The organism is Blastococcus sp. CCUG 61487 (assembly GCF_005222955.1).
In the GTDB taxonomy this organism is placed as follows: domain Bacteria; phylum Actinomycetota; class Actinomycetes; order Mycobacteriales; family Geodermatophilaceae; genus Blastococcus.
On the sequence record NZ_LWUA01000077.1, the window covers coordinates 1 to 14,308 of the forward strand.

The following is a 14,308-nucleotide window of genomic DNA, read 5'->3' on the forward strand; positions in this document are numbered from 1 at the left end:
ACCCACCCCAGGACGATTCAACCTCTCCGAAGGCTCCATGGCCCAGCTCAACCGGCCCCAGCCAGTCGAGGAGGTGGCGCAACCGGCCCTGATCGCGTCATAGTCACCACACCGCTGACCAACACGGTGAGGACTACATCCACCACTCAGCGGGACGTCACCGATGGCTGCTGCTGGCAGCCACTGGCGATGACCACAGAACAATCAGGTGTAGTCGGCCGAACGGCACCGGCTTGCATCTGTGGACACGCTTCAACGCTGTGGACCACGGTCAGCACGCAACCGCGCGGCCGAACGCCGATGCCCGTGAAACCCTTCACGAGCGGCCTACCGAGCTCCTCCAGTCCTTCTCCGGCACGGCCCCACCCAGGGGTAGTTCTCGCGCGGACGAAGTCGATGGCCTGCCTCGACCTCGTTGACGTGACGAAGAGTGCGGACATGAGCGAGCGGGCTGAGATACCCGGACTTTCAATCTGGCCATGCCGGTCCGATCCCGGTCACCGCTCCACGTCTTGACCAGCTCAGATGTCCGTTTGTGCAGTTCAGCCGGGCAGCGCCGCTCCTCTTGTGGGCACGGGATGCCCTCTCACTCCACGCGTCGCCGGAGCCCCGGTTGCGTATCGCAATCCATTGTCGTTCCCGAAAGGACTCTCATGACCGGCACTGCCTTGGCTTGCCCCCTGACCGTCGTCGCCCATCGGCTCGGAGACCTGGGATCGGACCCGCTGTGGTGGGCCTACCTCGAGTGCGGCGGCAACCGTTCCCGCACCGATCTGGCCCACTACATCGACGGCACCGCGCTCTGGCCAGACGGCGAGCACAACGCCTTATCCCAGGCTCTGAACGAAGCCTTGTGGGACGTCGGCAGCCCGAGCCTCGTCCCGATCCGGGAGGGTCTCGACGTTCCTGCTGGGACCTAGCAGCGGCGGCCGCCCCGCCGCGCCCAGCCCTGTGTCACTTCCCCAGGGGGCCGGATAGGCCGGGCGCGTCAGGCCTTGTGCGGCCCACCCGCGCACTCTGACAAGGCCGCTGAAACGATCGGAATGCGCACCCCGGTGGCGGCCGAGCCGTGGCGTACGGTTGGCCTCACGCCGCGAACAGCGGCAATCGCGGTGTCAGGCAGCGGCCTCGCGACCACGGGAGGTGCGCCCAGCGCATCTCCGTCGTCGACGAGATCCTCTCTCGCCCTCGGCCGAGCAGACAGGCCGGACTGCCGTGAACATTCATCCAGCATCGACCACACCGGTTATCGACGCGCATCAGGCGATCGCCCAACTGGGCCGGGTCGATCTCGGCCAGGAATCGATGGAGTCGGTCCTTCAGCGGGTCGCCGTGCTCGCCAAGCAAGCGATACCCGGCGTCGCGGAGTCCTCCGTCAGCGTGGTCGTCAACGACAAGGCCACCACGGCCGCTTACACCGGCGCGCTGGCCCTGCAACTGGACGAGACCCAGTACAGCCGTGGCTACGGCCCGTGCCTGGAAGCCGCGGTCGGGGAAGAGCTCCGCGAGATCGCCGACGCCCGCACCGAGACCCGCTGGCCGGACTACACCCGGGTCTGCGTCGAGCACGGCTGCCTGAGCTCCCTGGCCGTCCCGGTTCCGGTCTACCAGACCGTCCATGCCGCCCTGAACCTCTACGCCGTCGACGCACACGCCTTCGGCTCCGAGGCCTCAGCCGTCGCCCGCGAGTTCGCCTCCTACGCCGCCGCGGCCGTTCGGAACATGCATCTGTACGAGACCACCCGAGAGCGGGCCGACAACCTCGAGATCGCCATGCGGAACCGTGCCGTCATCGAGCAGGCCAAGGGCATCTTGATGGCCCAACGGCGCTGCGACGCGACCGAGGCGTTCAACATCCTGGCCGCGGCCTCGCAACGTGCCAACCGCAAGCTCCGGGAGATCGCCGTCGCGATCGTCGCCGGAGTCACGGAACGGCCCCAGTAGTGCGGCCAACCGGAGCCTGTCGCTCCTCACGGACCCAGATCCTACCTCTGAGGGGGACGTCATGACCGACCCTGCCAGCCGACCTGGTGACCGATTGGAGGAGGAGCCCGCCGACGTCTTCCCCGCCGTGAGGCAGATGGCCGGTCTCGTCCTGTCCCGGGAGACGGTCGACAGTGCCCTTCGACTGGTCACCACACTGGCCGAGGTGACCGTGGCCGGCACCATCGGGGCCGGCGTCACCCTTGTGGACGACCACGGCAAGCGCTCCCGAGCGTCGTCCAACCAGGCCGTGGAAGAGGCCGACGGCCTCCAGTACGAGCTCGACGAGGGACCGTGCCTGACCGCGTGGCGATCCCGGCAGCTGGTGCGCATCGACGACACCACCACGGACACCCGCTGGCCCGCGTGGAGCACAGCGGTCACCGCCGTGGGGGTGCGATCGGTGCTGAGTGCAGCTCTCGTGGCCGGCGACGAAGCCATCGGCGCCATCAAGGTCTACTCCGACCGGCCGGACAACTACGACGCTCATGCCGAGCGCGTGATGAGCCTGTTCGCCCAGCAGGCGGCGATCCTCCTCGCGAATACCCAGAGCCTGCAGCAGGCCCGCCGCCTCAGTCGCCAGCTGACAGATGCCCTGGGCAGCCGCGACGCCATCAGCCAGGCCACGGGTGTGCTCATGACACGGGGAGCGGGCGACCGGCACGCCGCCTTCACGCTGCTCGCCGACATCGCCGCACGGTCGGGACAGACCATCGAGAAGGTCGCGCGCGAACTCCTGAACGCGGTGGCCACCCGTGACGCCGACCGCTCGCAAGCCTGACGGCAGGCGGCCCCATCGCCATGGACACCGACGATCGACACCGCGTTTGCGAGACGGCACGGGTGCGGGGGGAACTGACCGTCCAGGAGCTCTGGCTGCGTTATCTGGCCCTCGGCGGTAACCACGATGAGTTCGACATCGACGGCTACCTCCAGGGCGTCCTTCCCTTAGACACGCTCGAGCAGGACATTCTTGCCGTCGCCGTGAACGAGCGACTCAGCGAGATCTATAGGGCCGCCCGCGTGCCCGTCGCAGGAGCCCCGCCCGACTCCTCCGCCAACGAGCCTCTGCCAGGCCTGATCGAGGAGCTGCTCGGCCGGCCCCGGTCGAGCCCTGGCGCAACCAGAAAGCCCGACTGATCACCGCCCACTAGACGCCTCCCGCGCTAGACCAGAGGGGGGTCGTCCGCCGATTGCGACGCGGGAGCCGCCTACGGCTTCGACCAGAGTCGCTTGCGGCACGCGGACGCCATGGCATTCGCTTGACTCAGCGGCAAGAAGCACAAATGCAGCTTTCGGCCCCGGGCTCCCAAGCTGGCCATGCCGGTTCGATCCCGGTCACCCGCTCCACGCGCTGACCAGGCTCGTATGCCCGTCTGCACAGGTCAGCGGGGCTTTGACGCCGCTCCCGTGCCTTGACGGTGCTGCCCGCTGCTGACCGCTGAACACTGGCTTTGGCCGGTGCTTAAGGCACGGATAAGGCACGACCCACACGACCTTCACCGTGTCGACACAGCTGCATAGGCATCCCGTAGGGAGTCATGTCAGGGCCGACTGCCAACGACACGATGACCCCACCGTGACCCTGCACGGCGACACCCTAGGCAGACGCTGCCATGCGGCCTACTGGGAACGGCTAGCGCTGGCACGGGCTGCCACCTCGCCGGGTGCCCAAGTCCTATGCGCTCCCACACGGAACTCCGCAGGGTTTCCTCGCACCCGTCGCTTCTCCCTCACTGCCAGGCCGTCATGATCGCGTTCGCGGCGGTTCGCCGCCGTTCCGTAAGCCGGTTGACCTGACGGTTCGCATACCTGCGAACGTTGGCGCACTGACCCGAACGCTGCCGACTGCAACCACAACTGCAACCACGTCAGCCATTCGTGCCCGGTTGCCACCGTGCCGGCGCGTGTTGTCCACATGAAGCGGCGGCAGATCAACCCGCTGCGCCCTGCGCTGGTAGTGGAGCGCCATTCGTTCCCGGTCGGCAGGCCGCGGCGAGTTCGATGCCGCTATCTGCCAAGCGATAGCGGGGCGGGGGTGTCACCCGTGCATCGACACAAGGGCGCCCGCGGCCCCGTTCAGTGCTGGGGCGTGGCGGCCTGGGCTCGGCGGTAGGCGTCGAACACCTCGGCCGGAAGCCGGCCGCGTTCCCCGACGTCGTAACCGTTGGCTCGGGCCCAGGCACGTACAGCCGCCGGAGAGGAGCCCGCCGGGGCGACGTTGGCCGGTGCTGATGTGTGCTGTCTCGGCCGCGGCACCGTGGGTGTGGGCTTCGCCGTAGCCGGCTGCAGGTGGTCGAGCAGCGTCACGAACGCATCCGGGTGCACGCAGCGGACACCGTGCTCGGCTGCGGCCTCCGCCTTGCCGCCGGCGAAGCGGCCGTCGGTGACGAGTATCGCCGTCCGCGACGACACCGTGCCCAACACCCGCACACCGAGCTGCTCGCTACGCCGTTCCAGCTGGTTCCGCAGGTTGTCGTCGCAGCCGGTGAAGACGACCTTGTCGCCGACGCGCAGCGGCTCGCCGAGCGCCCAGTCGGCCGGCAGCGGCCGCAGGCAGGCCGACAAGCGCTGGTGCCGGGCGTGCTCGGCGGCGTCGAGGACGGCGGTGACGACCTTCGTCGGCACGCCGAGCAACTCTGCGATGTGGGTGAGCTCTGCCCGCTCTGCTCGTGTGACCTTGCCGTCGTCGAGCGCCTCGTGGGCCAAGGCGAGTAGGAACCCGCGGTGAGCGGCGGCGACTGCAGCGTCGTCGAGGTCATAGATGCCGACCAGGTCGAGCAGCGCGGCCCGCTCGCCGTCGGTGAGAACGCCGTCCTCCAGGACCTCGGCGAGCAGCTCCAGGTAGGACAGAGCGCCATCGGGTGCGCCCTCATCGAGGGCGTCAGTGAGGCGGAACTCCTCCAGCAGCCGGACCAGCGGCTCCGCTGGCGGCGGGGCCGCCTCGGCCGTGATCTTGCGGTGTACCCGGTCGGGCAGCCCGGCTGGCGGGCGGACCCCCCCGGGCGCGGTCGGCCAGCTCACCTGCCGCCCCAGGTCCGGCAGCATCAGCAGGTTCGCGGCCGGCGGGCACCCGTACTTCGGGTCGAGGTAGCTCGCCAGCAGCACCGCAGTGGCGCGGGCGTCGCCGAGCGCGGAGTGCGCACCGTCGAGGCGGATGCCGCTGGCCGCGCAGCAGTCGAACAGCCGGCGGCGGTTCAGGTGCGGCAGGTGGTCGCGGCTGTGATCCAGGGTGCAGGCCGCCGGCAGGTGCGGCATCGCCCAGCCGGCGCGGGCGTACTCAGCGCGGAGGAAGGCCAGATCGAATCGCACGTTGTGGCCGGCGATCGCGGCGCCCGCCAGCCGGGCGGTGATCTCGGGCAGCACCTGGGCGAACCGTGGCTCCCGGGCGACGTCGCGATCGCGGATGCCGTGGATGTGTGTGGCTCCGACCGGCCCCTCAGGGTTGAACCGGCCCACCCACTCGTCTAGGACCCGCCCTGCCGGGTCGGTGCGGACGATGGCGAGTTCGAGGACGCGGTGGCTGTTGGCTGACAGTCCGGTCGTCTCGACGTCGATGACGGCAAACCCGGGGATGCCGCTGGAGCCCACGAGCGGCGGCGGCCCGGGCGGCAGCGGGTGCACGGTGGTCCGCGCATGCTCGGCCGCGATCGGCGCGGACCTGGACCTGCGGAACCTGTCGAAGAAGCCCATTGGATGTCGCGCCCTTCCCCGTGTCGTAATCCGGTGGAGCATGCCAGCCGCCGCCGACGAAACCGGCTGTTTCCGGTCTGCCTGGTGCAGGTGTGGCGCGGCGGGCTTGCGTGGGGAACGACAAACCGCATCCTGCCGCGGGGAGTGAGGCCGGTGGGCGTGTGACCCCGGCCGTTGCCATGCCGTGCTCAGCAGCTGCTCCCGCCGCTGGGAGTGGACCGACACAGCGGCCTGCGCGGGGCGCTACGGGTACACCGCGCGCAACAGGCCGTTGCTCACCGGCCGGCGGCCGAGCCAGTGCTGGAGGTCGGCGCGCACCGTGCTGACGACGTGCCAGTCGGCCGGCGGGACGGCGTCGAGGAGCCGGCGGAGGGCGTGGCGAGCGTCTCCGGTGATCAAGGCGTCGTCGATGTCCTGGATGTCGGGGCGGGGACCACGGTGCACGACCCAGGCGTGCGGCACGGTAAGGGCATCAAGGGCAAGCTCCTCGTCGTGGACGGGGTTCAGCGGCTCGGCGGTGACGACGCGGCCGCCGAGCAGCTCAACGAAGGGGCGGGCCGGCTCGGTCTCATCGGTGATCAGGTCGGCCAGGTAGTCGCGGACGGACCTTCTGCGGTCCATCGTCTCGCGGAGGCCGTGCTCGCCACGATCGGGGGCCAGTCGGATGAAGCCGGGGCGGACGTCGTCGCGGGACTCCTGGGTGAGCCACAGCCGTCGCGCCTCCGCCGGCAGAGGCCCAGTCCTGCGCCTCCACCAGTCACAGAGCAGCAGCGCAGTGGCGCGAGCGCCGCCGCCCTGCGCGAGCGCCGCGCTGGTGGACCGCACGATGGCGCTACGGGTGAACTCATCCTCTGCGGCCAGCAGCAACGTCTCCGCGAGCACCGGCCAGCCCAGGCCCGGGGCCCGCTGCACGTCGTCGAGCGCGTGCATAGCCAGCGCGCGGTTCTTGTCGGGGGAACGGGCAGCGAGACCGTCCTGCACGAGATCCGCGGCGAGCTCGGCGCCGGGGGCCGCGAACTCCGTCAGTTCGTCGGTCACGTCCACTTCGCGCAGCAGGGTCAGGACGCTGTCGCGCAGCCACTCGCGCGTGCGGAACAGGTGGCCGGCGGCGAACAGCCATGTGTTGCGCCAGTGCGCCGAGGGGGCCAACTGTCGTAGACGGCCGAGGACTTCGGTGTCCGCGGCCGTGGCGAGAGCGCGGGCCGAGAGGAACTCCTGCAGGCTGCGGATCTCGAAGCCGACGCTGTCGCCGGTGCCGTGAGGAACCAGCAGCACCAGGCGCTGCAGGGCGGCGTCTGCGATCCGGGCAGCCATGGTGCCCGCCTCCTTCTCGTCGATCCCCTCGCGGACGAGCCGCTGGAGGGCCAGCTCGCGCAGCTGGGAACGAGGGATCGCCGCGTTGACGCCGTCAGCCGTCTCGGCCTCCACCTGGCAGGTGAGGGCTACCCGCTCGTGCACCCACTCCACGTCTCGGCGGCGGTCCTCCAGCAACGTGGAGATGTGCCCCTTCTTGTTGATCTCGCGGTTGTAGATCGCGTCGAAGTAGGCCTCGAACAGGGCGTACCGCTCCTGCGGCACCCGCTGACGGCGCTCCAGGAGTCGGCACATGATTGTGACCTGAAGCGGCGACTGCATCATCCGGGCGGTCATCGACATGGCGGCAGCTTCGGCGAGACGGGCGCGGACGTGCGCTTGGAGGTCGCGGTTGTCCGGATGCCGGAACGACTCCAGGCGGTCGGCGTACGCGAGTGCCTGGTCGGTGGTGAGCTGCTCCAGGGTGACGGGAGCGAAATCCGCAGCGTCCAGTTCGTCGGCGTACCCCTCGGGACGTGTGGTCGCGACGACGACGACGTCGGCTGCGCCGGCAGCGCTGGCATCGACGAGGAACCCGGAGATGGCCTCCAAGACCTGAGTGCGCAGGTTCGGCGAAGCCACCTCGTCGAGTCCGTCCAGGAGGAGCAGCCACGGGTAGCGGCCCAACCACCGGCTCAGCTGCGAGGACGAGATCTCGTGGGGCGACTCGGCGGCGATCCGCTGGGCGAGATAGCGCAGCACTGACGCGTGCCCGGTGCTGGTGATGAACTCCGCGAAGGCTGCCAGGTCGACCCGGATGGGCCACCTGCGGTTCCGTGGCGTCGGCAGACCGGCCGCTCGGAACTGCTCGGACAACTCGGCGTGCAGCCGGGCGGCTCCGGAGCTGAGGGCGGACGAGCCGTCGAGCAGGGCCACCCGGTAGGTCTGCGCGAGCAACGCGGTGAGCGTGGTCTTGCCCTGGCCCGGTCCGCCGATGATCAGCGCGTGGGGCTCGTGGGGGTCAGGTCGGTACTGCTGCACGGCGTCCGCGTGGCCAACCAGCCAATCCAGTGTCGAGACCGTCTTCAGCTCGCTGACGTTGCCGACCGTGACGAGGGTGAGGCCGGGGAGGTCCACGCCGACGTGTCCGAGGCTGACCCGGTCGTCGTCGTCGGAGCCCACGGCGTCCAAGGCGACGTAGCGTGACCCCAGCATCTCCTTGACGGCGTGGGCGGTCAGGGCCCCGGTGAGGTTCTCGTCGTCGAGGTCGAGCCGCTCGGCGATCTGGCCGAGGACGTCGCCCGGCGTCAGGAACCCGCCGAACGCGAGGCGGACGTCCCGCGCCGTCGCCAGCAGCGCGGTGATCTGCTGCGCCGGCCACACGCGCCAGGCCCTCAGCGGGACGCCGTGCTGCTCGGCGAGGGCCTTGAGTTCGGCGTCTGCGGCGTCGATGCCCCCGCCGGCCGCCGAGGACAACGACACGTTGGTCGCAATGATCAGGTTGTCCGGGAGGTGGCCCTTCCGGCGGCGCTCGGATGTCGGGTCAGCCCAGGCCTTGAGCTCCTTGGACATCTCGTTCCGCAGCCACGCGAGGTTGTCCGCCGGGTCCCGTGGCTCCATGCGGTACTTCGCCTGGACAACGGTGCGGCCCGTCCAGGTCTCCCCCGAGCCCATGCGCAGCTCACCGTTGTAGGCCACCTCCCGGCCGCCGTCACGGCCCCGCCCGTAGGCGGTGGCGCCAGGGCCGAACTCGTGGAGGCAGAGCGCACGGACCATGTCCTCGAACTGCTGCGGGCCGAGGCTGTTCAGCGCGTACTGCACGCGCCCATCCTCTCCGAGCCGGGCGCGTGCCGCCGAGTTGGGTGGAGGACCGGCAGCCGGCGCAAGGGGTCAGGTGGCCTGCTGCAACGCCGTCAACCGAAGAGCAAGGCGGATCACGCGTGAATTCCATGCGCGCGGCTTCCTGGTGCCTCAGACGAGGGTGTCGATCTGAAGCTTGCTTCGGGCGTGCTCGGGGACCCCATCGATTGTGAGTGTCTTTGTCGCTCCGGGTCCGACCTGATTGATGACACTGCTCCGAGTCCCGACGATGGTGTTCGACGAGTCGTAAAAGGTAGCTTTGATGGAAGCAGAATGCTCGACATCATCGACGTTGGTCACTTCAGCGACCAACTGCTTCCCACGCCTTCCCTCAATGATGGAGATGTTGTCGAACGTCAGTTTCTCGCCGCTGGTCGCGCTTCGACCGAGCGCTTTCGTCATTCGAGGCGGAGAGGAGGGCAGCCCGCGATGGGCGCCAGTCGCCTGCTGCGATAGAGCTGGGAGCTGCGCCCTGAAGCCAGTAACGGCTCGATTCCAGGCCGCCAAAGAAAGGCGCAATCCGAGAAGGTTGTTCAGGCGATCGTAGAGCTCGTTGAAGATATCCGTGACCTGCGAGTCGTCGCCGAGCAGTCCCATCTGAACATTGCCCACCTTGCTGACCGCCTCTTCTCGAGAGAGCGGTGGGATGACGATTGGGTACGTGGAGACCCCCATCACCCAGGCGGCACCAAGTTCCATGAGACACATTGGTCTACCCAGGAAGTCATGGGAGATCAACTCGATCACGAGCCCAGCCCCTCGCAGGGACTCGCGCAAGTAGGTTCCGACGTCTTGCCCAGACGGGATCCCGGTGGCTCTGTCCGACGAGTAGAAGAAGCGGGACTCTGGCACGCCCCCCAGCACGAGAGTGTCGCGAAACTGGTCCGCCAGTGGCTTGTTCGCCCAAGCGTGACTCAAGAAAATCTTGCGCTCACTCTGCATAGCGTTCTCCTCTTGACCGTCGTCCGGTCCGCCCTGCTGCGATGTTGAATTCTGGCCAACGAACCCAGCCATGTTGGAAGCCTCCTCGCGAGCGAGGTGATGCTGCTGCTCGAGGTAATCGTCGATGCCTTCCAGCGCGCCGAGCCGCCTAGCCACCAAGCCATTGATCTCATAGCCCCAGGAATCGCCGTTTCGAGTACCACCCCCGAAAGGACTGGGCGGGGAGCTCAAAATCAGATCCACCGCGCGACCAATTAGTGCTTGGTCGGCGTTCAAGTCCTCGTTGATGACTGGGTCTTGATTAGTCATCCGGGGATCGTCATCGTCCGAAATATACAGCAGATTGACGCGCCGTAGAATTGCCAAGCATGCCGTGGTCAGCCGGATCGCGTCTGGTGTCTCCAGGTTACATACAACGTGCAGCGGAAGGTGAAGAGGACCGTCTCCTAGGAAGTGTTGCGTGCGATGGAGACGGGGCATGGACCTGGCGGCAGCATCCACATCGTCCGGACTGCCCGATCTGTCCAAGAACCGCTGGACGCTTGTGCGGAGAGGCCATTCCCCAGTGACTCGAAACCGGTCGAGGGCGTAGGCAGCGATGGCCGAATGCTCTCGGACCCAGGTGGCTGCATCCCGGATGGGATCTTCCTCCAGACCCGGCACTCAGGCGAGTCTGCCAGAGCACCGACGGGCGCCGTGGGGACTCGCGGGAGGAGTGAGCCGATGGCGAACGCCCCGGGTCCTAACGGCCACCTTCGGACACACCCTTCGCCCGACTCGCTGGACTACCGCTGCGACGGCTTTCCACCGACACCTAGTCACTTGAGAACCCACAAGATCAAGAGGGACACACGTCTTGCATTTCGGGCAGCCGGTCCGTGTCGGTCTGCTAGCAGGTGACGGGCGTCCACGCCCAGGAGCCTGAGGGTTCCCGAGCGAGGCCTTCGTCGTCGCGCGCGGGGATCCGTGTCATGTCCCCGTCTACGCGATCGTCGCGGACTCCTGGCCGACACTCCGCGCCATCGAGCCACTGGGGAAGTGCGGAAGCCGTAGTGGAGTCCGCCTTCCTACGGTCCGCCTCTGTGATGACGCTGCACAAGCTGACTGCCGGGGACGGCTACACGTACCTGACGCGGCAGGTCGCAGCGTTCGACGCGACAGAGCGGGGGCACACGGGCCTGGGTGACTACTACTCCCAGCGCGGAGAGTCCCCGGGCAGGTGGACCGGCAACGGCCTTGCCGGGCTCAGCGGAGTGAGCGCCGGTCGGCCCGTCACCGAGGAGCAGATGGAGTCGCTCTTCGGGGAGGGGCGGCATCCTGACGCCGATCGACTCGAGAAGGAGGCAGTGGCTCGAGGACAGACGCCGCAGAAGGCGCGGGCGGCGGGAGCCCTGGGGCGGGCCTTCTACGTCTTCGCTCCTCAAGCCGACGGCTTCCGAGCCCGCTGCGCAGAGGAGTTCGCCGCCTTCAACACTGCCCGCGGGCAGCCGGCCACAGCCCCGGTCCCGGACGACGACCGCGCGCGGATTCGCAGCGACCTCGCCCGGGTCATGTTCGCCGAGGCCTACGGCCGCGCACCGCACGATGCCCGGGAGATATCGGGATTGCTCGCCCGCGCCTCACGGCCGGCAACGACGGCGGTGGCCGGCTACGACCTCACCTTCTCCCCCGTCAAGTCGGTGTCGGCGTTGTGGGCGCTGGCACCGCGGGCGGTGGCCGAGCAGATCGAGGCCGCCCACGCCGCCGCAGTCGCCGACGCCCTGGCCTGGCTGGAAGCCAACGCATGTTTCACCCGGCTGGGCACCGACGGCGTGCGACAGGTGGAGACCACCGGGTTGGTCGCGGCGGTGTTCACCCACCGCGACTCCCGCGCCGGCGATCCCGATCTGCACAGCCATGTGGCGGTGAGCAACAAGGTGCAGACACGCGACGGGGACTGGCGGGCGCTGGACGGGCGGGTGCTGCACAAGGCAGCCGTCGCCGCCTCCGAGCGCTACGACACCCGACTGGAGGCACACCTGGTCACCCGCCTGGGTGTTCGGTTCGCCGACCGGCTCGACCCAAAGCCGGGCCGGCGGACGGTGCGGGAGATCGCCGGCATCGAGAAGGGACTCCTGACGGCGTGGTCATCGCGGCGGCGGGACATCAATGCCCGTCGCGCGGTGCTGGCCGGCGACTTCCAGCGCGACCACGGCCGGCCGCCCACGGCGGTGGAGGCGATCGCGTTGGCGCAGCAGGCGACGTTGGAGACCCGCGGCCCCAAGCACGAGCCGCGCTCTCTCGCCGAGCAGCGGGCCACCTGGCGGCGGGAGGCCGCCGCCGTCCTCGGCGGGCCCGACCGCATCACTCGGATGCTCGGTCGCGTACTGGGCGCTCGCGGGTCCCCGCACCCGGGGGTCACCGAGGCCTGGGTCCGGTCGGCCGCCGTCCGGGTGCTGGACACCGTCTCGGCAGCGCGGGCCACCTGGCAGGTCTGGCACGTGCGCGCCGAGAGTGAGCGGGTGGTGCGCGCGGCCGGCCTGACACCGGACGATGTGGACGTCGCGGTCACCTGGGTCACCGAGGGCGTGCTCTCTCCCGATCTGTCCGTTCCGCTTGGCGAGGCGGACCCGGTGGTCGAGCCGCCGGAGCTGCGGCGATCGGACGGGGCCAGCGTCTACACCGTCACCGGCGCCCGGCTCTACACCAGCCAGGAGGTGCTGGACGCCGAGGCGCTACTGCTCACCGCCGCCGGCCGCAGCGACGGACGTCGCGCCGATCAGGCCACCGTGGAGCTGGCGCTGCTGGAAGCCACCGCCAACGGCGCCGAGCTCAATCCTGGTCAGGCGCAGTTGGTGCGCGAGCTGGCCGGCAGCGGTGCCCGGGTGCAGCTGGCCCTCGCTCCAGCCGGAGCGGGCAAGACGACTGCGCTGGCGACCCTGGCTCGCGCCTGGACCGCCGACGGAGGGACGGTGCTCGGCCTGGCGCCCTCCGCCGTGGCCACCGCCGGGTTGCGCGAGTCCCTGAGCTCTCCGTCCGACACGCTGGCCAAGCTCATCTGGTGCCTCGACCGCGGGGAAGCGCCCGAATGGGTGGCCGGCATCGGGCCGGCCACGCTGGTAATCGTCGACGAGGCCGGCATGGCCGGCACTCGCGAGCTGGCCCGCGCCGTCGAGCACGTCTTGGGGCGGGGAGGATCGGTGCGGCTGGTCGGCGATCACCAGCAGCTGACCTCGGTCGCCGCCGGCGGCGTGCTGGCGGAGATCGCAGCCACCCACGGCGCGGTCACCCTCACCCAGCTGGTGCGCTTCACCGACCCCGCGGAGTCCGCGGCCACCGTCGCCGTCCGGGACGGCGACACACTCGGGCTGGGCTTCTACCTCGATGCCGGCCGGGTGCACGTCGGGGACCTGGCTGCCTGCGCGGAGCAGGCCTACGCCGCCTGGGCCGCCGACTCCGCCTGCGGCGCGGACGCTTTGCTGCTGGCCGCCACCCGGAACCTAGTCACACAGCTGAACCAGCGGGCGCGGGCCGACCGGCTGGCAGGCGCTGCCTCGTCCTCGGGTGCAGAGGTCGAGCTGGCCGACGGCACCGGCGCCGGGGCCGGGGACCCGGTCATCACCCGTGCCAACAACCGGCGGCTGCCGATCACCGCAACCGAGTGGGTCAAGAACGGTGACCGCTTCACCGTCCACGCCGTCGGCCGGGACGGTGCCCTCGACGTCGTCCACACCGGCACCGGGCGGCGGATCACGCTGCCGGCGGGCTACGTCGCCGAGCACGTGCAGCTCGGCTACGCGACCACGGTGCACGGCGCCCAGGGCGTCACCGCCGACGTCTGCCACACCGTGCTCACTGGCGGCGAGTCGCGACAGCTTCTCTACGTCGCGCTCTCCCGTGGGCGGGCCGCCAACCACCTGTACCTGGCCACCGTCGGCGACGGCGATCCGCACAGCATCGTCACCCCCGCCGCCGTGTCACCGCCCACCGCCACCGACCTGCTGGCCGGCATGCTGGCCCGCGACGGCGCCCAGATCTCCGCAGGCGGCGCGCGCCGGACGCTGGCCGACCCTGCCGAGCAGCTGCACGCCGCCGCGACGCGGTACGCCGACGCGCTGCGCGTCGCCGCCGACCACCGTCTGGATGCCGCGACTGCAGAAGAACTGGAGAACAGCGCCGAGCGCCTCCACCCCGGGCTATCCAGCGCGCCAGCGTGGCCAGCCCTGCGCGGACACCTGGCGCTGCTCGCGCTCACCGGCGCCAACCCAGTCGTCGTCCTGAGGACGACGGCCGAGGCGCGGGAGCTGGAGACGGCGACCGACCCCGCCGCCGTCCTCGACCACCGGCTGCCCGTGTCCGGTCCGGCCGGCCCGCTGTCGTGGCTGCCCGGCATTCCGGCCGCCCTGGTCGACGATCCGCGGTGGGGGACGTACCTGACCGCCCGCGCCGATTACGTCACCGCCCGCGCGGCGCGGATCGCCTCCACCGCGACCGAGATGACCGCTGCCACTGCGCCGGCCTGGGCCCAGCGCCTGCTGGGCCGTGCCCCGTGGGGTGG

Annotated in this window: 8 protein-coding genes; 5 read left to right on the forward strand and 3 right to left on the reverse strand. The window is 69.8% G+C overall.

Annotation, left to right across the window (positions count from 1 at the left end; translation table 11 throughout):
- Positions 1–653 precede the first annotated feature (653 nt).
- The 4 genes from A6V29_RS06015 (at position 654) to A6V29_RS06030 (ending at position 3,123) form a co-directional block, all read left to right on the forward strand.
- Complete coding sequence (locus A6V29_RS06015; protein WP_137159474.1) at positions 654–920, forward strand: hypothetical protein; 267 nt, start codon at positions 654–656, stop codon at positions 918–920.
- Positions 921–1,143: 223 nt separating this feature from the next.
- Entirely contained in the window at positions 1,144–1,944 is an 801-nt protein-coding gene (locus A6V29_RS06020; RefSeq protein ID WP_249933049.1) for a GAF and ANTAR domain-containing protein, read from the forward strand.
- A 61-nt stretch (positions 1,945–2,005) separates the two neighbouring features.
- On the forward strand, positions 2,006–2,764 hold the full coding sequence (locus A6V29_RS06025; protein ID WP_137159475.1) for a GAF and ANTAR domain-containing protein: 759 nt from the start codon (positions 2,006–2,008) through the stop codon (positions 2,762–2,764).
- Between the two features lie 20 nt (positions 2,765–2,784).
- Positions 2,785–3,123, forward strand: coding sequence for a hypothetical protein (locus tag A6V29_RS06030; protein ID WP_137159476.1), 339 nt, complete (start codon positions 2,785–2,787; stop codon positions 3,121–3,123).
- 939 nt (positions 3,124–4,062) lie between these two features.
- Here A6V29_RS06030 and A6V29_RS06035 read toward each other — a convergent pair.
- The 3 genes from A6V29_RS06035 to A6V29_RS06045 all read right to left on the reverse strand — a co-directional run bounded on the left by A6V29_RS06035 (position 4,063) and on the right by A6V29_RS06045 (position 10,080).
- The gene (locus tag A6V29_RS06035; RefSeq protein ID WP_170977718.1) at positions 4,063–5,607 is read right to left on the reverse strand and encodes an exonuclease domain-containing protein; all 1,545 of its coding nucleotides are present in this window, start codon (positions 5,605–5,607) and stop codon (positions 4,063–4,065) included.
- 312 nt (positions 5,608–5,919) lie between these two features.
- Complete coding sequence (locus A6V29_RS06040; protein ID WP_137159478.1) at positions 5,920–8,790, reverse strand: NACHT domain-containing protein; 2,871 nt, start codon at positions 8,788–8,790, stop codon at positions 5,920–5,922.
- 150 nt (positions 8,791–8,940) lie between these two features.
- Positions 8,941–10,080: a toll/interleukin-1 receptor domain-containing protein gene (locus A6V29_RS06045; protein WP_170977719.1), complete on the reverse strand. Its 1,140-nt coding sequence runs from the start codon at positions 10,078–10,080 to the stop codon at positions 8,941–8,943.
- Positions 10,081–10,856: 776 nt separating this feature from the next.
- On the opposite strand from A6V29_RS06045, the gene mobF reads away from it, so the two are divergent.
- Positions 10,857–14,308 (forward strand): MobF family relaxase (gene mobF / locus A6V29_RS06050; RefSeq protein WP_249933050.1); only part of this gene is annotated, 3,452 nt, incomplete at its 3' end.